The organism is Sphingobacterium detergens, assembly GCF_003610355.1.
GTDB classification, from domain to species: domain Bacteria; phylum Bacteroidota; class Bacteroidia; order Sphingobacteriales; family Sphingobacteriaceae; genus Sphingobacterium; species Sphingobacterium detergens.
Genome location: NZ_RAPY01000005.1, coordinates 80054 through 105542, shown reverse-complemented (window position 1 = coordinate 105542; position 25489 = coordinate 80054). Strand labels below are relative to the sequence as shown.

Here is a 25489-nt window from a genome sequence, read left to right as displayed (position 1 = left end):
TCTCTGTTGCTGATGTATCTTGTGGGACGGAAGGTGACGTGGTTTCCTTTGGCTTTTGATTACAGGAAACCATAGTTGCTGCGAGTGCAAATAATAGTACTTTTCTTTTCTCTCTTTGAATTGATAAATTTGTGCCTAAAGCGAAAAATGAAAGACTGCCATTGCCGATCTTTTTGATTGAATGCGGATCAAATAACGAGAAATTTCGCAACTATTTAGTAGGAAATCGATAACTTTAATAAATTACTTAACCGTAAAATCCAAATGCATGAACCATCATAATTTTATTTCCGCTATTGATCAGAGCATTTCTGAAGGTGTTAAAAGAGGTATTCTTCATTTAACTCAGGATGGTAATCTGACAACCGACAACCTTATCCGCATTAATGATTCAGAATTAGTGAACTTTACCTCTTGTAGCTATCTGGGACTGGAGCATGATGAACGTTTAAAACGTGCTGCAATAGCTGCCGTAGAAAAATATGGGGTGCAATTTTCCGAATCAAGAGCATATGTTTCCATTGATTTATATAGAGAACTGGAAGAGTTGATGAGCGGGATTTTTGAGGCCCCTACCATTGTTGCACCGACAACAACACTTGCACACCTGTCCGCCATACCTGTGATTCTGGATCCGGGAGATGCTGTCATTGCTGACCAGCAACTTCATAATTCCGTGTTAAGCGGTATAAACGTATTTAGGGCAAATTGGCCAATTCACTTTGAAGTCCTTCGCCATAACCGCTTAGATTTACTGCGGGAACGCATCGAAACACTCCAAAAAACATATAAAAGGGTCTGGTATTTTGCTGATGGTGTTTATTCCATGTTTGGGGATCGCTGTCCAGCTGATGAGATCTTTAATTTGTTGGATGCCTATCCTGCATTCCATACCTATATCGACGATGCACATAGTATGAGTATATTGGGTAAAAATGGAAAAGGATATATACTTGGTAACCATACCATACATGAAAGGATGATCGTAGCCTCATCGATGGCCAAAGCCTTTGCGACAGGCGGAGGTCTTTTGGTTTTTCCAAATAAGGAAATCGCCAGAAGGGTACGTGCCTGTGGGGCACCTTTCAATTCCTCCGGCCCTTTGCAACCTTCAACCTTAGGTGCTGCGGTTGCCTCTGCGAAGATCCATTTAACTGAGGAGATTTATGAACTACAAACAGCATTAGCGAATAGAATAAAGTATGCAAGCTCCTTATTTAAAGCAACCTCCCTGCCGTTAATTTCGAATTTTGATTCGGGTATATTCTTTGTTGGTACGTCAAGAGCCGAGCTGGCATACATTATTATGGAAAAAATGATCAAGCACGGATTTTTGCTAAACATTGGGGTATTTCCCGCTGTTTCAAAAAATCATTCGGGGATAAGATTTACAATAACGACACTTCAGTCATACAATCAGATAGAAAATATGGTTAAGACCCTGAATGACGTATTTTTTGAGACATTAGAGGAGCATCAATATGCAGTCGATCAGATCTATGCTGCATTTAAGGTCGTAGCCCGCTTGGAGGATCGTCCGGACGGTGAATTTGTTAGCGAGCATGGTACTGAAAAGGAATAAAACAAGCAACAGGATCTTCTGAAACCAAAACTTGGTTTATCCCGCGGGTTCTTCAACCGAGTTGTAAGCCCAGCCCAAAATGTTCTTGATCGAAGTTTTGATCCTGTTCATCCCTTCCGGGGTTGAAATGTCGATTTCACAGACCGTACTTTTTGTATGTACCGAGTGAAGAACAATATAATAAATACCTGCAACCAAAATTGTTACGACTGCCCTCAGGTCGAGATCCTTGCCCTGAAGTTCTTTATCTGCAAAGGCGAAGAAAAGCGCACTCATCTTTTCCCGTTCTTGGGAGATCTCAGACATAATTACAGACTCTTCGCAGATCTGCCAGGCCAAAATCTTTTGCATTTCAGTGTTGGAAAGGAAATCTTCCAATTGATTTAATAATAAAGATTCTAAAAAACCTCTTGATCCTACCTCGGGCGCATTTCCAAAATACTCAACGGCATTCATGGTCGCAGAAAGCCAATAGTCTTTGCCTCTTATGTAAGTTTCAACCAGCTTGTCCAAATTGCCAAAGTATAAACCAATGAGCTTACGGTCGACACCTGCCTCCTTTGAAATATTAGCTATGGTAAGTCCGGGGTAACCTTTTTCTTTAAGGACTTTACCAACGGCAGCAATTAGCTTGCCCATCGTCCGCTCTTTATTATTCTTTTCTCCCTGGTATTTTTTTCTCGACTGGTGTTTATCGGTCATAATATTACTTGTTGAAATCGAAAGATTTACAGATTAATATCAAATATATGAAAAAATCACCTTGGCTTAAATTTAATTAGCTGAAGAGTTGAAAATTATTTAAGCATTTAGTTATAAAAATTACAGTAATTATTTCACGAATTGACCTGTTTTGAGGCCAGTTAATGTTAAAGATTAGGAGGTAGGGAGTCGTTAGATATAATAATACTATTGCAGGATGGATCACTTAAACCAATGAAGGATTCTATCTTTATGTACCCCAATCAATATACTTAATTAAGGTTTGCTAATTATTTTAGTTTTTTTTGTATCTTTGTGTTAATAACCAAAAACTTAAAAATTATGGCTAAGTTAAAATATATTGGTAAATACGTTGATCCGAATACTGACTTTGGTTGGAAGCTTTATTTCGGACGAGAAGAAAATAAAATTCTCTTAATCGAATTCCTCAATAGCCTATTTGAGGGTGAAAAGGTAATTTCTGATTTATTTTACAAGTCTGTAGAGTATGACGGTGATCAGGAAGATATGCGAAGAGTAGTTTTCGATTTACATTGCATCGGAAATGATGGCGAGATATTTATTATAGAGATGCAGCAATTATTTCAAGAATTTTTTAGGGATCGAGCTGTGTACTATACCTCACGATTAATTAGTAAACAATTATCAAGGGGAAAGAAAGGCAATAATTACTGCCTACCTGAGGTTTATTTTATCGGTGTTTTAGAATTTAAGCTGCATGGAGAGAGCAATGTCCTCCCACTACGTAATACTGATCGACCCTATTTCTATGACGTAGCACTATGTGATAAGGATACACATGAAATCTTTTATGACAAGTTGGGATATAAATTGGTTTCATTGCCTATGTTTAATAAAAGGCCTGCGGAATTGGAAACAGTAATGGACCAATGGCTGTACGTGCTTAAACACTTGAGTACCATGGATAAGTTGCCGTCATTTTTGGATAAGAGAATATTTGGTCTTATCTTTGAAGTAGGAGAAATAGGTAAATTAACAGAGGAGGATAGAATGTCATACGAATCAAGTCTAAAGCATAAACGAGATGCCGAAAGTGTTTTTAATTCGGCTTTGAGGTCTGGAGAAGCGCTGGGACATGCTAAAGGTTTTGCTGAAGGAGAACATAAACAAGCTATTGAATCTGCACGGAAGATGTTGAGCAAAGGTTTTAGCAAGGAGGATATTAGTGATGTTACGGGCCTTCCTATGGAAGAAATCGAAAAGCTTAAATAGCGTAATTTTTGAAGTTTATAAATAATGTTGAAGCCATTTCCTAAAGGGAATGGCTTTTGTCATTTTAAGCTGTTGTTTTCTTAAATTAAAAACTCCCCTGTATTCGGTCGATGTGAGGTAAGTACTTATTATTAACCTATATTTTATGAAAAGTATTTTTAATGATATTCAACTTGGTAGGTATAATCCCGTTTATTGGACATTAGGCATCGCCGTAAAGGTATTCGAAAAGTTGATAAAATGTACTTTTAAAGACGAGCAAAACTAAATTACGGCCATTAAGTCATCAAGACCGTTTTCTTTAAAAGCTTGCTTGTCAACTTTATTCGGGTAAAATTTTGACAGCAACATTTGAATCAAAGAAAAGCTCTGTTCAGATTGGACTTTGGGAGCGGCAAGGGCATCTATGAGCTGAGCCATTAATTTTACTTTTTTTGCTTCATATTGTGAAGCCATAAATTCGTTACTTTCTGCATTTTTGTGCAATAGAATAACAGCATCAATTCTCTTGATTTCATCAACAAGATCCATCAATTTATATAATTCTATATTTTTCATTCTACCTTCAATTAACGATTACAGAATAATCTCAACAAATCCTTTTGGAACTTTTACTCCGTTCCTATTACGTTTATTTTTATCAAATTTGTCCATCCAATACATCTCGTCTCCAATATAAAGTGAATATTTAGTGTGAGTTCGCGGATATACTTTTACGATATAAGCATTTAACCCAAATTTAGCTAAAGAATTTGGATATTTAAAATCCTGCAAAAACTGTTCCTTTTGATCAATGGTATCATAATTAATGAAAGTGACCAGATCCAAGTCGTTAGGCTCTTTCTTCTTGGTCGCAAATGAACCATTTATCCAGCAAATCAACTCAGCATCATCTATTGCGTCTTTCAGATTTGAAGTGTATCTTAAGAAAGATTCATACAGAGACGCTCGAATTGGGGTGGCGATTTCCTCAACAAAAACCTTGTGAAATACCTCTAAAGAACATTTAATGTTGCTGTTGGGCACAAGATTGCCTTTCGAATCAAAATTTAGTGTCATATATAGTAATCTTTTTATTTTACGTCTTCAGCAGCGGGTACTATGTCTTATAACAGGTCTTTGCTGCTGTCATAGAAGTATTCAAAAAATCGTTAATAATTAAGCCTCCCAATTTGCATTAGAAGGCTTAGCTAAATGTTGGTTTTCTTTTAACCGGCATAACTAATTTAGTTATAAATATTTTATTATCAAAAAGATCTGTATTTTTTTCTGTTTAATCTTCGGTCTCGGCAACTGATTTTACTCAGAAGCTGTAATTCCAATCATTGGGCGTGGACCGTCGCCGTAGAAGTAGTCGAAGAGTTCACTAGCTTTACATGCTAAGGCTTTAGATAAACCATATATTTCATCCGCATAGAGTTCCTTAAGTTCTCCCGAAAAGAGTCTATTAAATCTTTTAGCAATAATTTTAGAGCTATCACTAAGTTGATTTTGGCTATTTATATAAGGATTAATCAAATCGTGAAATAAGTTTCCATTCTTCTCTAAACTTGCTAATATATGCCCCTCGTGTTTACCAAAATAATTGTTACAAAATGCATCAATATCTTCTCCTAAAATAATCAAGACCTTATGAAAAATTCTACCATCCAGTTTGGGGGAGCTCTCACTAAGAAGATTTGATATTTCCTCAGATTTCTTTTTTAATGCTGATCTATCTTTAATCTTTTTCTTAAGTATGGATGAAATGTGTTTAGAAAACAATTCAAGTTTATTTGATTGATAATCAGTCATTTTTTTTATGTTTTTAAATAAAAAGTCTTGAATGAGACTTTTGTTAATTTTTATTATTATATTTGTCTTATAATCAGTTTATCTGATTTAGTCTCGAATACGGAAACGACGAAATTTCAATGACGCGAGACGTAGGGTTTGCGAACCCCCTGTGCTTTTTGTATTTTCGCAAAAGGAAGGGGCAAGCTCCCCTATTGGAAACTGCGTCATGGGTATTCGTCGTACCTCGTATTCAGTAGAAGATAGTGGGGCTTGCCTCTTCTATATTTATAGATATGCCCTTCTTATTTTCCTCCTAGGAGACTCTGTTTGATAACCCAACTATTGAATTATGATACAAAGAGAGTCAAGAATAATCACAGCACGACAGCAGATCAAGGATCAACTTCGGCAGCTTGCAGTATCGCTGCTTATCAAGAACAAATACTGCCCACCAGAGTAAAAACTAATAACCTCAAAATCGACAAAGCCGATACCTTATGGTAGCGGAATGCACATAAAAATGCCTTAATGGCATATTTACAGCATGTCAATTGTTGGTTTTACCGACCCGATTTTTTCAAGATCAATGCCCGACAAATGCCCGATCTTCCATTCTTTTATTCTAGCACCCTAAAAGTACGGAATTCGCAAGTCAGATGCAAAGTTTTAGAAAAGATAAATATAGAATTTCTATAATAAAGGTCGGTTTTTCATTTTTTCCAACGGATGCGGTATCGTCTCTATCAAATCACCTGTAATTGTCAAGCACCGCATCTGAGAACCTATTAATAGTTCTATTTATTTACTGGAGTGGCCTGAGCAAGGCTTAAGAACCTAGAAAAACTGATTTAAGTCGGAAGGGGAAGCGATGTGTTTTGGTCACTCTTTAAACACCTAAAAAATGAGACATTTTTTTGGGGCAGGAGAGCTCTTGCCCAATCTGAAGACAACATGTATATATAGTGCCCTACTATCTATCCTATGCTTAGTTTCTATGTTTAGTTTATCGGCTCAGACGCCCCGCAAGGACAGCGGGGCCGATGGGTCTCTTGCTGTAAAGCCGCTCCAGATCGGGGATACTGTGCCTGCATTAATATGGGAATCAAAATTTCCAGCGTTAAATACGTCAACTGGTCGTAAAGCAATTTCCCTAAATGACTATGCGGATAAGAAGTTACTGATCATTGATTTTTGGGCTACTTGGTGTGCTCCTTGCATCGCCTCATTGCCAAAAATGGATTCTTTACAGCTTACCTACAGCAAGGATATAGCTGTTATTCCTATAACCTATGAAACAGCAAATAAAGTCAGTAGTTTTTTTGAAATGCGAAATAGAGCACAGGTAATGCCGTCAAACTTAGATTATATAACAGACAATACCCTCTTTTCAAATCTTTTCAAACATAGTACCATTCCGCATTATATATGGCTGGATGGGAAGGGTAGGGTACTGGCGATTACAGATGCTAGGCAGATAAATGCGGATAATATAGAAATAATAATCCGTGGTCAAGAAATTAGTCTTCCCATTAAAAATGACTACCATCCGCCTTATGACAAGACCAAGCCTGTTTTCTTTGATCCCGACAAAATATGGAATACGAATTTTATCAAACAAAGTACCCTGACTGAATATTCAGACAGATTCGGTTGTGGATATACTTACACGGTAGGGCTGCATGATGACCATCCGCAAGTGAAAGATGTGGCATATAGACGGGTCTTTGCACACAACCTAAGTATGATACAGCTGTATCAGCTGGCGCATTCCGACCATAACCGTTATTTTAACTGGCATAATACCATCATATTGAGCAAGGATTCCCTCGCAATAAACAGTAGAAAGCAGGGTGCTGAGTATATTTCCTGGCTACAGGCAGATAGGGGCTTTTGCTATGAATTGGTGGTAGCGAATAAATATCAAAACCAAGCCTGGAGTATCATGCGCAATGACCTTAGACAGCATTTTCCTGATTACCGTGCTTATACCGAAAAAAGAAAAGTGCCGTCCTATGGCCTCGTAAGGACTTCGGATGTCGACAAGATAAAATCCCAAGGCGGAGAAAAGATCAATACCATCAGTCCCTATGGCGGTAGGATCAACCAATATCCATTGAGCTTACTAATCAGTGTTTTGGAAGATCGTGTTTTTGTTCCCTTGAAAAAACCGTTGGTCAACCTGACGGATTATCGTGGGCCGGTCGATATTACGATCAATGCCAAGCTAACTGATCTCAAAGCCCTGAACAGGGAGCTTGCAAAGTATGACCTTGCAATCGTAGCGCAGGAGCGAGATGTAGAAGTACTGATCATCGCGGATGAAGTTTCAACTAAATAGCATGAGAGCGTTTACAATTTTACTTTTTGTACTCCTGATTCAGGGAATCGGGAAAGCACAGGATAGGCAAGGCTTTGTTATTCATGCATCGCGGGACAATGGAGCTGTAACAGATGCGCGTGTCAAGATATTGTCTACACAACAGCTTTTATTAAAAGATCATACGGGTAAATATAGAATTGACCATCTACGGCCAGCAGACTCCATTGAAATTGCTCATCTATCTTTTATGACAAGACGGGTCGCTGTAAAGGATTTGTTGCTAAATCCTGTGGTATTGCTTGAATCGAAAGAGAATCAATTGGAGGAAGTGCAGATTTCTACCGGCTATCAGTTTATAACAAAAGAACGGGCGACGGGCTCCTACGCTACGTTGGATGAAAAGCAGCTGAACCGGCAGGTGTCAACGGATATTATCAGCAGACTTGATGGTAGTGTGCCAGGGATGCTCTTCAATAGAAACAGCCCCCGGGCGATCTCGATCCGTGGACAGAGTACGCTATTTTCTGAATCCAATCCTTTAATCGTATTGGATAATTTTCCTTACGAAGGCGATATCCTTGATATCAACCCGAACGATGTGGAGCAGATTACCGTATTAAAAGATGCTGCAGCGGCCTCGATATGGGGGGCTCAGGCTGCCAATGGCGTAATCGTGATCACAACTAAACAGGGAAAGCGAGACAATAGCCCAAAACTGGGATTTAATGTAAATATGACTATAGGAGCTAAGCCTGATTTATACTACCAGCCTCGTATGTCAACAGGCTCCTTTATCGAACTGGAAAAATACCTTTTCGATAAAGGTGTATATAAAGCTGCTGAGACCAGTGTCAATAAAACGCCCTATACGCCGGTGATCGCTCTGCTAATTCAAAAACGGGATAATCCGGCGATGGCAGATCAGATAGATGCCCAGATCGAACAGCTTAAGACCATTGATAGCAGAATGGACATGGACAAATATCTTTACCAAAATATGGTCAACCGTCAATACAATATCAATTTAAGTGGGGGCAGCAAGAAGCAGACTTATTACATTTCTCTAGGGTATGATGATAATAGGGAAGAACTCGTCAGAAATGGGCTTAAACGTCTTTCCGCCAACTTAAAAAACACCTTTTTCTTGCTGGATGACCATTTGCAATTGACGACCGCAGTAGATCTGAGCGAGCGCAGGCAGGAGAGTCCCAATCTTGGAAATAACGGACTGAATATGACTGGGCAATCGCAGCTTTATCCCTATGCACGGTTGCGTAATGAAGATGGCAGCTATGCAAGGACAGTGAAAAATTATCCTTGGGCATTTATTGATCAAGCGACAGCAGACGGATTGCTGGATTGGAGTTCTCGTCCACTAGAAGAGGTTTATTTGACAGAAAGGACTGCTGCAAGTTCATACTACAGAATGTATGCCGATCTGAACTATAAGATCTGGGATGGCCTACGTGTGACAGCACTCTACCAGTACACACAAAACAAAAATGATTTTCGGAAATATAATCCGCCGGAAACGTTCTTCAGTCGTGACCTGATCAATAATCTCACACAGATACAATCCGATGGAAGCTTGATCAGACCTATTCCCTTAGGTGGGATATTGAATACCGAAAATAGTAAAAGCCATAACCATGCATTTCGCTCACAATTGGATTATCAGAAAGAATGGCAGCAACACCAATGGCGTGCTATGGCTGGCTTTGAAATCCGGGATAACCCTGCGGTTTCCAATTCAAATCTGCTCTATGGATATAATGATGATCTGGCCTTCAGTGCGAATGTGGATTTTGTCAATAGCTACCCGCGATATGTAAATCCTAATTCCAAACAGACCATAGCTAATGGCGAGAAGCTGGTTGAAACCGTGGATAGATACCGCTCTTTTTATGGCAATATCGCATATACTTATGATCGACAGCTGGATTTTTATGCTTCTGCACGTTTGGATCAGTCCAATCTCTTTGGCGTACGTACCAATCAAAAAGGGGTGCCGCTCTGGTCGGTAGGGATGGCCTATCAACTATCTAAAGCCTCCTTCTATAAATCGGAAATATTTCCGTACTTGAAGCTCAAAGCTTCTTATGGTTATAACGGCAATATAAATAAAAGCATTACAGCATTTACCACGATCCGTTATTATGGAAATGCGATCCTGACAGGACTGCCTTACGCGCGTGTCGTCAATCCACCAAATCCGGCATTGCGCTGGGAACGGACCAAAGTGCTGAATCTCGGGCTCGATTTCGCAAGTAAGGATAACCGTATTACGGGAGGAATAGAACGGTATTGGAAACGGGGACTGGATCTCATTGGCGAAACCCCGTATGCGCCATCTGCTGGGGTGAGCTCCTTTACAGAAAATTATGCAAATACAAAAACTTCCGGACTGGATGTACAGTTAAAAACTAAAAACTTTATAAAAGCTTTCGGTTGGGATACAGAATATTTTTTGTCCATCGCCAGGGATGAGATAACGCATTATCTGCCACAGGTGACCAGCTTCACCGGAGCACAGGTGACGCTGGTCGGAAAGCCTCCGTATGGTCTTTATTCTTATCCTTTTAAAGGCCTCAATCCGCTGAATGGAAATCCGGTCGGTTATCTGGATGGACAGGAAAGTGAAAACTATGCGGCCATTATTGCGGGTATGGATGAGCATTCGATTGTCTATCATGGAAGCCAAAGGCCTACGGTATTTGGTGGTCTGCGCAATACGTTTACCTGGCGTAATCTTTCCCTCTCGGTCAATATGACCTACCGCCTTGGATATTTTTATCGTCGCAATACCGTCAAGATGGCTGCGGTACTGACAGCGAATAGTCAACATGGCGATTACGAATACCGGTGGCAGAAGCCGGGAGATGAACAGTACACAGTGATCCCGTCAATTCCCGAGACAAATAATGCAAACCGGGATAATTTTTACAATAATACGGGCTTATTTGTCGAAAAAGGTGATCATCTCCGATTGCAGGATCTAAAACTATCGTATGCAATAGCTCAAAATAGGCTCCGGAAAATGAAAATTCAGGATGCCTCGTTCTTTGTCTATGCGAACAATCTTGGAATAATCTGGAAGTCCTCAAAAAATAGCCTTGATCCAGATTATCCATTGGTTGACTTCCCGCCATCAAGAACGATATCGTTTGGTCTAAACTTTAAATTTTAATGCAATGAAGATATTTAGCTATTTATATATGTTCGTATGCTTGGGTATGATATCCTGCTCGAACGATTTCCTCGATGTAAAACCGGACAAGGCACTCGTAGTGCCTAAAACTCTGGCGGATTACCAAGCCTTACTGGATGACGTCGCGCAACAGATGAATCAGACCCCCGGTCTGATAAATGCGGCTACGGATGAATTTATTGCCAAAGATAACAGCCTGCAATCATCGGCCTCCTATCTGTCGGATGCTTACCTTTGGAATTATGAGGGCCTGCAGCAGATGGAAATAGATTTTGACTGGACGAATATTTATGCGCAGGTACTGAAAGCAAATTTGGCGCTGGAAGGTCTGGATGACATGAAGGATGTCTCCGACAGAACACGATACAATCAGGTCAAAGGGAGTGCGCTGTTTCTCAGGGCATGGCATTTCTTTCATCTGCTGCAGCTGTATGCCGTTCCTTACGACAAAGAGACAGCTAATACGGATCTCGGAATTGTCCTGAAACTAAAGGCGGATATCAATGATAAAGCGGGAAGGTCAACTGTCGACGTCTGTTACAATCAGATTATTCAGGATTTATTGAGAGCAACGGAGCTGCTCTCAACGGCTTCCATTGCCATTTCAAGACCCAGCCGTTGTGCAGCTTTTGCGCTACTGGCACGCGTATATTTAAGTCGCTTTGATTACGAAAATGCGGAGAAATATGCTTCGTTGAGCCTTCAGTTACAGCCTGACTTGCTCGATTATAATCTTGTCGGTAACACATTCGAAGATCCCTTTAGGGTAAAAAATCCGGAGATTATTTTCTATTCAATGCCGATTTTACAGGCTTCGCAACTGTATACCAACGGGATCGTTAATCCTGCATGGATTTCCTTATATACGGCCGAAGACTTACGGAAAAGTAAATATTTTAAGTTTGACGGGCAAGGGAATGCGCAGATGAAAGCAACATATTACTTTAGATCATCGGTACCTTTCACTGGGCTGACAACAAGCGAAATGTATCTTATACAAGCCGAATGTCTTATCCGTAGAAACAGCATTGCAGCAGGATTGGCTGCATTAAATCATTTGCGGAAGTACCGATTCAACAAACAGGCAAGCACCATGATGCTTAAGGCAGAAGACGTGGGTGATGCAATGACTATAGTTTTAGACGAGCGGATTCGGGAGCTGGTCTTTCGGGGATTGCGTTGGTTTGATCTACGACGGCTAAATAAAGATCCTCGTTTTAAGGTTACATTGGAACGGGTATATAATGGTAATACTTACCGTCTGGAACCCAATGGTAAGATGTATTGTTTTCCCATTCCGAGAACGGAAAAAATGTATAACAATTTGATAGAATAGTTAAGGAATAAATTACAGAAGCCCGTATTTACGACAAATACGGGCTTCATTGATAAACCAGGAAAGTATCCTAGTTTAATTAAGGAAGTGTAATGTAGCCATTGGAAGCTTCATTGCGGATAAATCCGGGATCCGAAGAAGTACCTGTAACGGGTGAATAACCTTCCTCATAAACCGATTTACAGGGCTGTGCATCAGGTGTACAATCTAAGTTTTGCTGCTCTGGTGTCGTTAATTCATGCCAGTTGCCATTTTGATCCCGGCCAAACATGACCTCACTTTGTTTTAATGGTTTTGAGTGTGTGGTGCTAGCTGCCAATCCTGCTGCTCCGCCGACAAGTGCCAATCCGATTAGCACTGTGCTCATGATGTTTTTTGTTCTCATGATAATTTAGTTTTATGTATTAATTTGTGATTATATCGAATGGCATAGACTCCTAATGCTAGCCATATCAGATTAAATACAAGGTGGCTGTACCAGCCCATTTTTTCGATCGCTTTACCACAGTGGCACATTTGATCGGGATGATACTTCATCATCCAGGAAATAAAAATTGTGAAAGCTAACATTAACACTGTTGAACACCATAGCGAGATCTGTTGAATTCGTCCCGGGATAATTAGCATAAAAGAAAGGGAAATCTCCAGCACAAGAATACCTAAGCCAATTGCTAAAGCATAGTCCTGCAGGTAAGGAACTTTATGAAGTCCTCTTATAAAACTTTCAATGTTAATAAGTTTATCTACTCCAGTGAACATATATAGGCAAGCATAGCCGTAAACGCTGATCCGAAAAAGCATCATGGAGGCTTTCCCTACGGTTCGTTTGATTTTGTCATTCTTCAAACGCTTATGGTGCTTTAGTGACTGCAGTTTGCCTGTGATCATGTTCATACTTTTTTGCTGTATCTTATACCAAAGTTAACTCAGTAATTTTCAAGGCATGTATGGTTTTTAGGTAGGTCGTTGTATGATTTTTTGTTTGAAGCTGTCCGTCTTATTTTTAGGCTTGTAGTATATTATTGTTTAGAAATGGTGCCTATTTTAGGGACGAAGGGTATGATTTCATTGACTATTTATATTTACTCGGACAGACCCCTGCCTGCTTCCGAAAAAATGTTGAGAAATTTTGCTGCTGCCCATATCCACAATAATTGCTTACTTCTTTGACCGAATGCCCTGCCAGCAATAACTCTTTCGCTTTTTGAATCAGAAGCTTATTCCAGGTATGTCTTGGATTTTCGTCATAGATTGCTTTGTATATTTTATCCAACTTGCTCATGTCTACTTGCAGCTGGTCAGCTATTGTCTGTATCGAACAGCTGCTAAAAGTCTGCTCGACTTGATCCCTGATCATCCGAAAGGCACGTTCGGCAAGCGACTGATCCAAATTTATCTTTTCATGAAGGTAGAAGTTCTTGTAAATAGCAATATCAAACAGATCATAAACAACTTTTATAGCAATGACCTCATTCTCTTTGCGGTACTTAAATAAATATACCTCAATGTAGGAAAGTTGATATCGTGTCCGTTCTTTAATTGGCCACAGGGCACTTTGGAAGAGCCGCTTTTTATCACGCCTATGGGCTGCTCTGAATTCATGTAAAAAATGTTTTTCTTTGTAGATCTCCGGTCGGATGAGGCCTATATCAATTAATACACCATACAGCAGATATTGCCCGGGAGACAGGTCTACCTGTATTTTACCCTTCGGAATATAAACATAGCTGTGGTATTCCGATGGCAGCGCTGCCTGGCATTCCTGGCTTGGCTGTTTGATAATGATGTCCTCCGGTGACGCCATATTATAGAGCAGGTGATAATCCGCTTTGGTGGTATTGACGGACAACCTAAAATGTTGCTGCACCTGTGCCTGCAACCGATAGAAGATGACCGGGCGATAGTCAATGTACTCTTCAGTAAGCTGAATGCCTATATCTTCATAACGCTGTATAAACGAATCGGCCAGTTTGGGCAAAAATGCTTTCACTTGATCCCTAAAATGGTCTACTTCGGGTAACTTGAAATGGAATGTTTTTTTCATAAACGGAATTGTGGCAGCAAATTTTTTGAGATTAAATACTGCTTATAAAGGTAAAATCGAAGATTCCACTTTTCCGAATAAAATGATAAACGACGCGTTTTTAGGAAAAAGATGCAGTAAACTGATGTTATCTGTATGATTCTAATCCCAAAGGCAGCCGGTTGGCGTTAAAACTGTCCATTTCTGCAACATACCATCTCTTTCGCTTTTTTCGCGATTTTCTCCAACATTTGTTTTGTTAGCTAACCGATTTATTAAATGTTCGTAAGACAGCGGGATTGGCCTGACCCGCACGGTTGCAGGCCATATTTAAATGATTTCCAATGAAAGATACGAGAGATAGTATGGTCATCGACTCTCCTCAAATAATGGGGCTGACAATGGAGCAGATGATAGGAATGTTCCCTGAAATGGATGATGTGGTTGATGACGAAAAATGCTGGGTGGATATTCCCTGATCTAAGTATTGCCTCCCACCGCGGAGGCAATGCCTAATAGTTGCAATAGAAATAAATGGGCATCTCGTTGCAAATGCAAATCGACGTTCGATCGTGGATGCTGAAAACAAAATAATAAACCAATGGACAAAAATCACTTAACCAAGCCTTTTTGGTTCGCCAATGTCTGGACCTTCTTTCCTGATCTGGGTATCGATGATCTCGAAATTAACTATTTGAAATGGAGGGCGCTCCGGAGCTCGTTCGCGCTGATGGCTCACCCCACTTTATTGATGAAGGTCTTGGATCAGGAAATAGTGCAAACAATACCCAGAGACCTGACCGGAATATGTATCGCATTTCACTATGGTCCCTACCGAATGTTGCCGCGCTATCTCATTGCTGCCGGTTATCGGATTGCTGTAGTTGCGTCCGTCGAAGTAATCAAGCGCGACAGCGAGTCGGTTTATAATGAGCTCTTGATCAATGACCTTCCCAAGGATACACTGAAATACATAGATGCTACCCGTCCCACAGTGCTCCGCAGTATCGTCTCAGCGGTAAAGGATCGTCGGATAGTACTGCTTTATTTGGATGCGGATGAAGGTGTCCGGAAGATCGCCGCTAAAAATCACCAAGCCTTGATCAAGGTTCTTATCGCGCAAAAACAACTCTATTTCCATTCCAATAGTGCGCGGCTCGCATATAAATTTGGCATTCCCATATCTTTTATGCTAATGGACAGGGATGACATCGATGGCCGTTGGAAAGTATCGATAACGAATAAATTGGTATTCAAGAAAAATGAACCGCTAAAGGGCTATTTGAAAAGATTTAAAATGAAATTCGCAGTGGTTTTGAATAGGATCATGGGACAATACTGGATGGCTTGGGAAAATTGGCCTATGCTTCACTTGTACCAGCCAGATCTCGCTCAAACAAATCATAGCACTTCAAATGATCCTGTTTGGGTGATGCCGATATGTATGCGGCAAAGACAATTCTTTTTTGACGTGAAAAATAAACGCTTTTTTGAAATAAAGTCAGACTAGAAAATTACTTATAAGATGCTGTTATTTCCTTTATGGAAAAAATTATGTTTAAATAATTAGATATACTGTCTTGTTTTATTTATATTTAGGATTTTGAATGACCAATTAACGTACCCGTTACACTATTGTATGAGAACGACAAAAATCAGCCAGCTAACAGCTTATTGGGTTTTAAATAAAACCTTTATCCTGTTTGTTTTGGGCCTTGGAATCATTGTGTCAATTTTGATCAAGATGAATGTACATGTCTGGGGACGCCTCTCCATACGCCATCTAATAGCTTTAATAGGTCCTTATCTTATTTCGTTTACAGTTTTTTGGCTGATGATCAGGCTATGTTGGCGACAGTCATCAACCATTAAAATAGGGATACTGCTTGTTTTGGTTCTTTGGATCGGTTATTCGGCAGACTTTTGGTATGAATACGCCTATCATTGGCTCCCGGAAAAAGGTGTTAATTTTGTCGGAAAGATAACGCCCCGCCGTCTGATACAATTTAATAATAGAGTATTTGTAGGAAATACCTTAGTTATAGTAATCGCTTTTATCGTACAATTTCTGACGCACTACCTTTCGTTTCGGACACGTTTTAAGAGACGTTCAAATGCATTGAATACAACAATAGTTTCTGCACGCTTGTCGGATCATTTTACCAGACAATGGATCAAGATCGTGCAGGACAATAAAGTGCTACATCGTCCAGAGACAATACATTTGCTGCAATACATGATTGATATAGTAGCGAATAAAAAATTAAAAGTCGCTATCGCGGAGGAATGGATGCAACTCCGGGTAATGGCTTCATGTTTTACTGATAGAACTGTTCTATTCGAAGGTGAGCACCTGCTTGCCAGTGCCGATTGGAATAGGTCTATTCCTGCGGCGGCATTGCTTTCTTGGTTTGAAAACGCCCTTGACCATAGTCCCAAGGGAGAAAAATACATAATATGGATCACCTGGTGCCGCAAGGATACCAAACTCCAGCTCCAAATGAGGAATACGGTAGCCACGGCCAGATCGCATGGTCACTCGGGTACTGGGACCCAGATGGTGCAGCAACTATTTGATCAGCTGCTTCCCGGAAATTATAAAATCGAATATATAAATCACGCAAATATGTTTACCGTTCAGCTTTCTTTTATGTAAAAACAAATTGTTATGCCAATAATCCCTATTCTAATTGCTGAAGATGTTCCCAATGATGCTCAACATTTAAAAAAATTATTGTCCCAGACAGGACTGGATCTTCAGATAGATACGGCTGATAGTACTAGGGAAACCATCAGCAAAATCAACGCCAACAAGTATGATATCATTTTTATGGATATTATTTTAGGTTCGGATCCCGAGACGGGCCTGCTAAATGGGATGGACCTGTACGCGTCTATTGATCCCAAAAGGAGGCCACAGGTTGTTTTTGTTACTGCCCATGATTCCTTTTCCTTGCGCTCTTATGCATTGGATGCTGCCGATTATATCTCCAAACCCGCGACTTTTCCAATGCTGTGTCGGGCACTGAATAATGCATTTTTCCGCATGGCCCTGCCCATTAACATCGCATACAAGCCCCAGCCTGAAGCTGTCTATCTCGAACTGTCAGACCGCATGTATCATCGTATGCAGTTTAGGGATATTTATTATATCCAAAAAGTGAAAGGCGACAATGAATTGGCATTTTTTGAAAGAAATACGAGAATAGACAAAGATGGGCGTTTAAGCCCGCGGACAGCCAAAAAAACAATAAAAGAGATCATACACTTTTTACCCGAATCTGGATTCGTTCAGGTTGACCAATCGACAATCGTTAATATTGATTTTATAGCATCCTTATACAAGGATACAATACATATGACCGAAGGTCCACAACTTAAATTCAAGGTAACACGCAATTATATCAAGGAATTACGGCAAAAAATCAACGTTTTAGATTAGCTCCTTTTGTAATTGAATACTGTGCGATTTATTCCCGAGCATTTAACCAACAATTAAAATATGAACTAAATTAATGAAACATGGAAAAATTTTTTGAAGAAGTGAAATCTCAATTAAGGGATTTGGTACAGGCCGTCCAGGTCATCGCCGTTCAGGCACAGCAGCTAAGCCAGAGTTACCTCGGTACTGCCGCCGATTTAATGGATAATACCGACATGAAATCTTTCTTGAAAATAAGGGATACCAAGCTTGGTGAATTAAAAACACAGTTGCCCATATATAGTCTGGATGGCAAGGATTTTTACTTCAAAGATGAGATAATCGCTTATATTAAGGCTAATCCGAAGAAGAAAAAATAGCTCATCCATTCCATTTGCCCAGGTTCGCTGTCCCAGATCTGGGCAAACTTTTAATCCTTGCTAGCTCCACACAATAACCTTACTCCCTCGACACAATAAACTTCCTTCCTTAGTACTTGTTAAGCACAACCTCAAGACAAGCGCAACAGGATACGTTTAGGCCAACCAAGTTTTATATGGCCATTTTTCAACGTTTTTCGCCGCGAATAACCGCAATTCACCGTCGTCCCCATTGCTGCTTGACAACGGCTATTTGGGATAGCATATTTGTACTATCAACGCAATTAAGGGCGCCCATTGTGTTGATAGTAAACAGATTTTTAAATAGATAAAACAACAACAAAATGGCAAAATCAAGAGATAATATCGTTATGCAGGGTGCATCGGGCACCGTAGGGAAGATGCTGGTATTCCGCCAGCGGGGTGATCAGACTGTGATCGCACGGAGACCCAAAAAGTCAGCAAATGCAAAACCGCCGACAACCAAGCAGCTCGAGGTCCAAAGTAGGTTTATGGATGCTTCACTGTATGCACGCACTGCAATTCAGGATCCCGATATGAAGGCAGCTTATCAGGCAAAGGCCAATATCAATCAGACTGCTTACAATGTCGCATTTAAGGATTTCTTTACAGCACCGGTAATCCGGCGCTGGGACGATAGTGGCTACAAAGGAAATGCAGTGGATCAGATCACATTGATGGTCAAAGATGTAATGGCTGTGGTCAAGATCGAAGTACGGATACTAGATCAGAATGATGCGGTCATCGAAACGGGCCTTGCGCAGGATATGGATGGGATCGGCGTATCTTGGATGTATCAGATCCAGCAGGACAATCCGGATTTTCTACAGGCCAAATACCTGGTCACACTGACTGATACGCCGGGGCATCAATATGCTTACGAACTCAAATACGGGGATAAATAGCAGGCCTATGCAACTCACACTCAAACGTGTTCGACAGGGGAAGGAGAGTACCCTGTCTGAACTTTATCGCGATGGGATCTTCCAATGTTACGTACTCGAAGATAGCATCCGGGACAGCAAAGTGAAAGGGCAAACCTGCATCCCGATCGGTAGTTACAAGCTCGGACTCAATTACTGGGGTGGGATGAACACCGCCTATAAAAAACGGTTTCCGGATATACATCAGGGCATGATTGAAATAAAAGATATTCCCAATTTTAGCATGGTGTATATGCATATAGGTAATACACATGCCGATACATCCGGTTGTCTTTTGGTAGGGACTTACTTCCATAAAAGTACCGATGGCACCGATTATGAAGTATATCAATCCACGCAAGCTTATTGCGAATTCTATAATGCGATCATCGAAAAGGTAAAAAAAGGAGAGGTGACTTTACGTATCGAGCACGCCTTTGTTAATATGCCTTAAGCTTAACGAACTGGGATATCACTACCCAAATCTCAATACTAATATCTCAGTACGAAATAAAAGAAAACAAAGAGTAACAGTCTTTGACTTGCTCAACCAGAGTCTCAATACTCAATACTAATATCTCAATACTAAATAAAAATGAATAAAATCATTAGCAAAATAGGAAATGTGCTGCAGCTCGTGCTGGCAGCACCGATAAAACTCCCCGGAAAAACGTTGAATATAGTCAGGTATATAGCACTAGGACTGGGGATTATCGAATCGGTTATAAACGAGAAAGATGACGAAACCACGGATTCGGAAAAAATAAATCATAAAAGCCAATTGGATAAAACCAACACGCCCGCAGCGATGGCGATGCGTAATAATAAGGTAAAGATGGATTTGCCGCGGCAGAAAGGAGGAGCAGATGAAAATCAGTGATGTACGGCTGTCTGCTATTGGTGGCACCCTCTGCGGTATCTGGGCGTCATTTTCGGTGGACGATTTGCTCTATGGTGCCCTCACGGCTCTCATCGGTACCTTGGTTAGTTTCTTGCTGAGCAGGCTGTTAAATCGGATATTCCGACGAAAATAGGAGCGGGGCATCTGCGCGAGTAGATGCCCCGATTTCGACGGTAAAAGTATTTATACGCTTGATCTGTATTAGTACTTTTTATATTTCGATTGATACGGGTCTTGTCTTGTGAAGGCTGCGATGGCATAAAGTTTGGATTTAACCTACCGATTTTAATAAAATTTTGACTTACATGTACACGCGAACGATGAGAAAATTTATTCAAACTTTGGGATTAGGTATGCTTATTTTGACAGCGATAATCAGCTTCACATCATGCAGCAAAGATGATGATCCTGCAGACGACAATCTTTTTATCGGTAAATACGAAGGGAAAATCGCATTTGACGACCTGAAGGATAATAGTAAGGATGTCGCTTCTGCAGATGGTACCATTACAGTAACAAAAACCGGTAATACCTATAACTTTGCTTTTGGTAATAGTATTCCCAATCTAAATGGTGTTGACTTCGAAGAGAAAGACAATGTGTTGATTAATATTGGCTCGGCGGGGACAGGAGTGATCCGCATTGATGCCGGCAAACTTACGATCGGCTATACCAAAGATGACAAGGTCTGGACAGCCGATTGCCAGCGTAAATAACGGTAATAGATTGAATTCTTTTTTGAGCCATTGCCATTTTGGGAATGGCTCTTTCTATGTACATATCCCTTCACTTAATTTCTTTTAGCAAAAAGAGGCTTCTTCAAGATACTGCACAATTCCTCCTCAGTAGACCGCTTATTGCCGCGTTGGAGCAGATTGAACCCACGGACAAACCATAGTCCTTTCCTCAAAAATGCATTTCGGTCTAACGGCGATGAATTCAGTTCTTTCTATAGGAGTGGATTTTTGTAAAAAAAGCCTTCTCCAACAAAGGAGAAGGCCTCATATATAAATGTAGGGGGTGATTTTTCTAATTTGCTGTCAATGCCACAGCATTGAGCTGTCTGGATGTTCCATCCGGACCCACCGCGACGATATTATCAAAAATAACACGAGTGCCCGGTACAATACCATTTAAAGCCGATGACATGCTTGAGCTCAATTGACCACCCGAAGTGGATAGGACAATCGCATCAGCCCGGGGTTTAGCCAGGATCATCGTAAACTTGGTGACCTTGAAGGAGGCATCAAAATCAAAGTTATCCAGTTTAGCAAATAAGGCATTCTGCGCTTTCAGTGCGACTGTCGCCATTGATCCACCCGTTTTTCCGGCAAATTTAGCAATCGGGTCTGGGATCCTTTTGACACGAAACTCGGTTGAGCTCAGTGTCTGTGTCTTACCAGGAGCGACTTCGGCCGAGACGGAGATACGGGTTGTGCCGGGTGAACTTACCCGTACATTATATTTACCACCTCCTGCGCTGGATATACTGCCCCCTCCGCTCATGTTCACATGAACTTTATCCGTAGGTGTTCCCGGAGCGGAAACCGATATCGGATTATTGACTCCGATATACAGTACATTCATTTTATCCGGTGATACAACCGCCGAAGGCCGTGCGACCTGGTAGGTCTGCTGTGGAGTTCGGTACTCTTTAAAGGATCCATCCGTCTGTTTAACTTTGATAACCCCAGTCCATGAGAAGATACCCTCTCGATTAGTTGGCACCGAGTAGACACCTTTGCCATCTACAATCTGTAGGGCCGAGCCGTTGACCGAAATAGCTGGTTCGGACTTGGAATCGGATGCAGTCAAAAAGACCTCGGCTTTGTAAGGTTGGCCTTGTACCAGATAGGAGGTAGGTGCCACGGCTACTGCGGCAAACTTATCCAGATTGACTACTGCCTGGTCCATTTTACCTAAGATAATCTTAACAACATCTGACTCTGCATTTTGTGCATCGGTCTGGATCTTTGTGAGGATGGTCATTGCTGCAGTCAATGGTGTGCCACTGCCAAAATTAATTTCTTCCCAGGATTTCTTGCCATTAACAGACTTTTCGGGATTCTTGGCTTCCAGAGAGAAGGAGACCATTTTCTGCTCCTCTGGGGTAAGCAGTGCCAATAACTTAGCACGAGTGTCGTTGATCTTGTCCTTGAGGACAGTTCCTTTTTTCTCGTTGATCATCATATTGGGTGAGATGTCCTCATTTTCCCGTTTGACAAGGTCTCCTTTTTCTTCATCGTAACCTCCGCCCTGTTTGACAAATTCTTCTTTCAGGGACAGAATATATTTATCCAACTCGCCAATAATCGCCTGCGCCTTTTTAGCTTTATCGTAAATAGGCTTAGCACGTGCTGGTTCTTCTTTTAACTTGGTATTTTCAAATGCAGCAAACAGCTGTTGTACAGCCGTATTGACATTTGACTTGGATGTTTCGAGACTATTATTGATATTTTTGAATGCATCCAAGATGGAATCCGGTACATTGAGCGCTAATAAGGCCAATAGTACCAGATAGAGGATGCCGATCATCCGCTGTCTTGGCGTTTCTCTTCCTAATGCCATTTTTTCTAATTTAAGTAATACAAGGGTAAATTATATACGCGGCTGGTTCATAGCACTGAGCATATTGCCGTAGATGGCATTCAATGCATTGAGGTTTTTAGCCAGCTTGCCGACTTCTTCCTTGAACGCCTTGGAGTCGTCCAGGGACTCGTTGAAGTTTTGCATGGTATAGCTCAGGTTCTCGTAAAACTTATTCATGGATTGTAGGTGAGATGCAGAGTCGCGTAGTTCACGTTCGTACATGGCATTTAGCTGCCCCAGATTGCTGGTCAGGTTTTTCACCTGGTCATGGTAGTTTGCAGTATCGCCAGAAGTATTGGACATCGCCACGAGGTTTTCCGAAGCTTTTTCAAAAGCGAGGCTCAGGTTGTCAAATTTGGAGGTTGCCGTGCGAAGTTTCTGTGTAAATTCTTCGGTCGCCAATGAAACGTCAGACAGTTTGTTGATGGCGGATACCTTCTCGCTGAAGTCACGTAACCCACGGCCCAAGTTTTCGATACTTGCTGGCTCAATATTGGCATCTGCAAACATTTTGTCCAAAGCGGCTGTCGCCGATGGACCTGCAGGCTGTGCAATCACTGCCTTGCCACTAACAGGAAGTTCGCCATTGAAATTATCGTCCAATTCAGGATAGACACGGCTCCAGTCTGGTTCTGGCGCTGGGGGATTGAATCCCATCAGAAAGAAAAGTAGCGCCTCTACACCCAGTCCGATACCGATCATATAATTGGCTGTGCTACCACCGATATGGAGAATCTTGAAAAGTACCCCGATGATGACGATACTTGCTCCCCAGGATATGGCCACATTTAGCCATCTTGAATTGTCTTTTTTCTTGCTCATTGTGATTATTTATGTTTTTGGTTTAATTTTTTTTGAAAGTTTTATTTTCGTTTGACTTCATCTGTATAAAACGGATTTGTCTATTTAATAGTATAGCATTATGCCGATAGTATTTCATTTAGTGTTGATTATTTGATAGATCTGCTTGTTTCAAAAAATATACCAAAGATCCATGAAGTCTAAACTCTACGTTCTTATTCAATCCATTTGAGATTTGAAATAGACTTTTTTTTAATAAAATAAACGTTCGTTGGTCTCAATAGTTATATTGATCGTAAAGTGATGTAGAAAGATAGAAAGCCTGTCACTGATATAAAAATATCCCGCTCAAGCAATATCTTTGTAAAGTAAATTTGAAATCAATATGCAGATCTTATTTCTTGTTTTATCAGGGGTCTTGATCCTCCTTAGTTTACTGCCTTTTGTCCGATGCCAGCACTGGATCTTTCGTGTGGCTGAGTTTGTGAAATTGCAGTTGCTGGTTTTTCAGGTGCCAGTGCTGGCCTGGGGATTTTATCTGCTTGCCGAATCACCATGGATTTGGGCAATACAGATTGTTCAGGCCCTGCTGATTGCTTATCATGTATTTATTCTGGTGCGTTACACTAAATTCTGGCGTAAGGATAAATACGAAAAAGGAAAAGATGCCTCGGATAGCATTAAAATTATATCTTGCAATGTGCTGCAGTTTAATAAAGAACATGAGCGTTTTATCGATTTGATCCGCAAAGAACAACCCAAGATCTTCCTGACCATGGAAAGTGATGCGGTATGGGAAAAGGCTTTACGGGTATTGGAATCGGACTATCCAAATGTTGTCAAAGTTACCTTGGACAATACCTATGGGATGCATTTTTATACCAAGCTGAAAGTCAATAAAAGCCAGATTCACTATTTTGTTGCAGATGATATTCCAAGTATCGAAGTTGAACTGGAAACGGAAGATGGCCATCGTTTTGTCTTTTTTGCGGTACATCCACCGCCACCGAGTCCTACGGAGGAAGAGAATTCCAAAGAACGGGATGGCGATCTACTCAGTGTGGCAAAAAAGGTACGCGATTATAAAATGCCCGTGCTGGTTACGGGGGACTTTAACAATGTGGCTTGGGCCAGATCCTCCATCCTGTTTAAGAAAACCAGCAAGCTGATCGATGCGCGTATAGGACGTGGGATCTTATCTACGTTCCACGCCAATTATTGGTTTTTTCGGGTGCCCTTAGATTTGCTGTTCCACAGTCCAAATGTATTTATTGATAAGTTGTTTATTTATCCTTCGGTGGGTTCGGATCATTTCCCCATGGGCTGTACCTTTTTTATCGACCGGTATTCGGATGAACAGGCTGAAGATATCGAACATCTTGAACAGGGAGAAATGTCCGAAGTAAACGAGCTTATCGTCGAAGGCCGTGAGGAGGAAAGTGATAATCGAAAGTAGGGCATAAACTATCGCCCTATCTTTAGTTTATATTCCTTTAAAGAAGCAACTGAGAAATAACCCAGCGCATTGTTGGATATATTGGATCTGGGATTACCTGGGGCTGCATTACTCACATTATTATTTTGGTATTCGTTCCAGTATCGATATGCTTTTTCATCCACACAGTAACGGCGAACGATGACCTCGTCACCCTGGGATAAATCTGTTTCTAGATCGGAGATGTAATGTGTCACTTTTAACCCATCATTGAACTGGTCAGATTGCGCATCGGCAAAGCGAAATGGGCCATTATTTATAGATAATGTGTAGATATAATAATTGGAAATCTTGGCGGGATCTTTAAAAGTCAGTGTTGCAAAAAAATAGGTTTTTCCAGTGAGACTTTTCTCTGAAATGCCAGTGGAGTCAACGGCGACATAGCCTGGCATCTGACAGCTCGAGCTGTATTGTTGTTTTTGTACGGTAACATTCAGTGCATAAGTCCGGCCGGCAACGGGTTTAAAGCTGCGATGGATATAATAACCATCTTTTTCATATTGAAAGGGATAGATTCTATTTTCATTGTCTTTTACCGATACCGTGGCATCTTTGACACCCGAATTATTGACGAGATCATTAAATCCAACGGATCGCGAGACGCGTATCCGTTGTACTAAACTGGCGTCAGACAGCTGGGCGTCAATCACAACACGGGCCGCAGCTTTATGGAGATCAAGATCCATTTTTTCCTCACAGGACGAAATGAGTAGTAATAGACAGGATAGGATAGAAGATTGTCTAGCATTCATGGCAT

The 25489-nt window shown here is 40.9% G+C and carries 26 protein-coding genes; 16 read left to right on the top strand and 10 right to left on the bottom strand.

Features of this window, described 5'->3' with window-relative positions; genetic code table 11:
* Positions 1 to 268 precede the first annotated feature (268 nt).
* A complete protein-coding gene (locus DFQ12_RS21435; protein WP_120261111.1) occupies positions 269 to 1582 on the top strand; it encodes an aminotransferase class I/II-fold pyridoxal phosphate-dependent enzyme in 1314 nt (437 codons plus the stop codon).
* A 36-nt stretch (positions 1583 to 1618) separates the two neighbouring features.
* Here the strand turns inward: DFQ12_RS21435 and DFQ12_RS21430 are convergent, their stop codons facing one another.
* Positions 1619 to 2284, bottom strand: a complete 666-nt coding sequence (locus tag DFQ12_RS21430) for a TetR/AcrR family transcriptional regulator (RefSeq protein WP_120261110.1) — start codon at positions 2282 to 2284, stop codon at positions 1619 to 1621.
* Between the two features lie 342 nt (positions 2285 to 2626).
* Between DFQ12_RS21430 and DFQ12_RS21425 the strand changes: the two genes are divergently transcribed.
* Positions 2627 to 3538 carry an Rpn family recombination-promoting nuclease/putative transposase gene (locus tag DFQ12_RS21425; protein WP_120261109.1) on the top strand — a complete coding sequence of 304 codons (912 nt, stop codon included), beginning with the start codon at positions 2627 to 2629 and terminating at the stop codon, positions 3536 to 3538.
* Positions 3539 to 3683: 145 nt separating this feature from the next.
* Positions 3684 to 3806, top strand: a complete 123-nt coding sequence (locus tag DFQ12_RS28540) for a hypothetical protein (protein WP_279634420.1) — start codon at positions 3684 to 3686, stop codon at positions 3804 to 3806.
* Here DFQ12_RS28540 and DFQ12_RS21420 read toward each other — a convergent pair.
* The 3 genes from DFQ12_RS21420 to DFQ12_RS21410 all read right to left on the bottom strand — a co-directional run bounded on the left by DFQ12_RS21420 (position 3803) and on the right by DFQ12_RS21410 (position 5332).
* The gene (locus DFQ12_RS21420) at positions 3803 to 4096 is read right to left on the bottom strand and encodes a hypothetical protein (RefSeq protein WP_120261108.1); all 294 of its coding nucleotides are present in this window, start codon (positions 4094 to 4096) and stop codon (positions 3803 to 3805) included. The two genes, DFQ12_RS28540 and DFQ12_RS21420, sit on opposite strands and share 4 nt — an antisense overlap.
* An 18-nt stretch (positions 4097 to 4114) precedes the next feature.
* The gene (locus tag DFQ12_RS21415) at positions 4115 to 4597 is read right to left on the bottom strand and encodes a DUF6932 family protein (RefSeq protein WP_120261107.1); all 483 of its coding nucleotides are present in this window, start codon (positions 4595 to 4597) and stop codon (positions 4115 to 4117) included.
* 240 nt (positions 4598 to 4837) lie between these two features.
* On the bottom strand, positions 4838 to 5332 hold the full coding sequence (locus DFQ12_RS21410; RefSeq protein WP_120261106.1) for a hypothetical protein: 495 nt from the start codon (positions 5330 to 5332) through the stop codon (positions 4838 to 4840).
* Between the two features lie 883 nt (positions 5333 to 6215).
* On the opposite strand from DFQ12_RS21410, the gene DFQ12_RS21405 reads away from it, so the two are divergent.
* The 3 genes from DFQ12_RS21405 to DFQ12_RS21395 are packed head-to-tail and all read left to right on the top strand — an operon-like array spanning position 6216 to position 12178.
* Entirely contained in the window at positions 6216 to 7652 is a 1437-nt protein-coding gene (locus DFQ12_RS21405) for a TlpA family protein disulfide reductase (protein WP_120261105.1), read from the top strand.
* Between the two features lies 1 nt (position 7653).
* Positions 7654 to 10821 carry a SusC/RagA family TonB-linked outer membrane protein gene (locus DFQ12_RS21400; protein ID WP_167457329.1) on the top strand — a complete coding sequence of 1056 codons (3168 nt, stop codon included), beginning with the start codon at positions 7654 to 7656 and terminating at the stop codon, positions 10819 to 10821.
* 4 nt (positions 10822 to 10825) lie between these two features.
* Positions 10826 to 12178, top strand: coding sequence for a RagB/SusD family nutrient uptake outer membrane protein (locus DFQ12_RS21395; protein WP_120261103.1), 1353 nt, complete (start codon positions 10826 to 10828; stop codon positions 12176 to 12178).
* A 79-nt stretch (positions 12179 to 12257) separates the two neighbouring features.
* Here DFQ12_RS21395 and DFQ12_RS21390 read toward each other — a convergent pair whose 3' ends face one another.
* The 3 genes from DFQ12_RS21390 to DFQ12_RS21380 form a co-directional block, all read right to left on the bottom strand.
* Positions 12258 to 12563 (bottom strand): hypothetical protein, encoded by a 306-nt coding sequence (locus tag DFQ12_RS21390; protein ID WP_120261102.1) that lies wholly within the window; start codon positions 12561 to 12563, stop codon positions 12258 to 12260.
* Positions 12560 to 13066, bottom strand: a complete 507-nt coding sequence (locus tag DFQ12_RS21385) for a MauE/DoxX family redox-associated membrane protein (RefSeq protein WP_147420458.1) — start codon at positions 13064 to 13066, stop codon at positions 12560 to 12562. Before DFQ12_RS21385 ends, DFQ12_RS21390 begins: the two co-directional genes overlap by 4 nt.
* 184 nt (positions 13067 to 13250) lie before the next feature.
* Positions 13251 to 14222, bottom strand: coding sequence for a helix-turn-helix domain-containing protein (locus tag DFQ12_RS21380; protein WP_120261100.1), 972 nt, complete (start codon positions 14220 to 14222; stop codon positions 13251 to 13253).
* A gap of 323 nt (positions 14223 to 14545) precedes the next feature.
* Between DFQ12_RS21380 and DFQ12_RS28535 the strand changes: the two genes are divergently transcribed.
* From DFQ12_RS28535 to DFQ12_RS21340, 9 genes are all read left to right on the top strand, one after another.
* Positions 14546 to 14680 (top strand): hypothetical protein, encoded by a 135-nt coding sequence (locus tag DFQ12_RS28535; protein ID WP_279634419.1) that lies wholly within the window; start codon positions 14546 to 14548, stop codon positions 14678 to 14680.
* 122 nt (positions 14681 to 14802) lie between these two features.
* Positions 14803 to 15711 carry a lysophospholipid acyltransferase family protein gene (locus DFQ12_RS21375; protein WP_120261099.1) on the top strand — a complete coding sequence of 303 codons (909 nt, stop codon included), beginning with the start codon at positions 14803 to 14805 and terminating at the stop codon, positions 15709 to 15711.
* Positions 15712 to 15840: 129 nt separating this feature from the next.
* Positions 15841 to 16857 carry a hypothetical protein gene (locus tag DFQ12_RS21370; protein ID WP_120261098.1) on the top strand — a complete coding sequence of 339 codons (1017 nt, stop codon included), beginning with the start codon at positions 15841 to 15843 and terminating at the stop codon, positions 16855 to 16857.
* Between the two features lie 12 nt (positions 16858 to 16869).
* Positions 16870 to 17643, top strand: coding sequence for a LytR/AlgR family response regulator transcription factor (locus DFQ12_RS21365; RefSeq protein WP_120261097.1), 774 nt, complete (start codon positions 16870 to 16872; stop codon positions 17641 to 17643).
* 80 nt (positions 17644 to 17723) lie between these two features.
* Positions 17724 to 18002: a hypothetical protein gene (locus DFQ12_RS21360; RefSeq protein WP_120261096.1), complete on the top strand. Its 279-nt coding sequence runs from the start codon at positions 17724 to 17726 to the stop codon at positions 18000 to 18002.
* A gap of 344 nt (positions 18003 to 18346) precedes the next feature.
* Positions 18347 to 18928, top strand: a complete 582-nt coding sequence (locus DFQ12_RS21355) for a hypothetical protein (protein WP_120261095.1) — start codon at positions 18347 to 18349, stop codon at positions 18926 to 18928.
* Positions 18929 to 18935: 7 nt separating this feature from the next.
* Positions 18936 to 19400, top strand: coding sequence for a DUF5675 family protein (locus DFQ12_RS21350; protein WP_120261094.1), 465 nt, complete (start codon positions 18936 to 18938; stop codon positions 19398 to 19400).
* Positions 19401 to 19541: 141 nt separating this feature from the next.
* Entirely contained in the window at positions 19542 to 19826 is a 285-nt protein-coding gene (locus DFQ12_RS21345; RefSeq protein ID WP_120261093.1) for a hypothetical protein, read from the top strand.
* Positions 19827 to 20167: 341 nt separating this feature from the next.
* Positions 20168 to 20563 carry a hypothetical protein gene (locus DFQ12_RS21340; RefSeq protein ID WP_120261092.1) on the top strand — a complete coding sequence of 132 codons (396 nt, stop codon included), beginning with the start codon at positions 20168 to 20170 and terminating at the stop codon, positions 20561 to 20563.
* Between the two features lie 313 nt (positions 20564 to 20876).
* Here the strand turns inward: DFQ12_RS21340 and porM are convergent, their stop codons facing one another.
* Together porM and porL are read right to left on the bottom strand one after the other, a co-directional pair.
* The gene (gene porM / locus DFQ12_RS21335; RefSeq protein WP_120261091.1) at positions 20877 to 22415 is read right to left on the bottom strand and encodes a type IX secretion system motor protein PorM/GldM; all 1539 of its coding nucleotides are present in this window, start codon (positions 22413 to 22415) and stop codon (positions 20877 to 20879) included.
* Between the two features lie 30 nt (positions 22416 to 22445).
* Positions 22446 to 23258 (bottom strand): type IX secretion system motor protein PorL/GldL, encoded by an 813-nt coding sequence (gene porL / locus DFQ12_RS21330; RefSeq protein WP_120261090.1) that lies wholly within the window; start codon positions 23256 to 23258, stop codon positions 22446 to 22448.
* Positions 23259 to 23622: 364 nt separating this feature from the next.
* On the opposite strand from porL, the gene DFQ12_RS21325 reads away from it, so the two are divergent.
* A complete protein-coding gene (locus DFQ12_RS21325; RefSeq protein WP_120261089.1) occupies positions 23623 to 24693 on the top strand; it encodes an endonuclease/exonuclease/phosphatase family protein in 1071 nt (356 codons plus the stop codon).
* A gap of 8 nt (positions 24694 to 24701) precedes the next feature.
* Here DFQ12_RS21325 and DFQ12_RS21320 read toward each other — a convergent pair whose 3' ends face one another.
* Complete coding sequence (locus DFQ12_RS21320; RefSeq protein ID WP_120261088.1) at positions 24702 to 25484, bottom strand: DUF4249 domain-containing protein; 783 nt, start codon at positions 25482 to 25484, stop codon at positions 24702 to 24704.
* Positions 25485 to 25489: the final 5 nt, after the last annotated feature.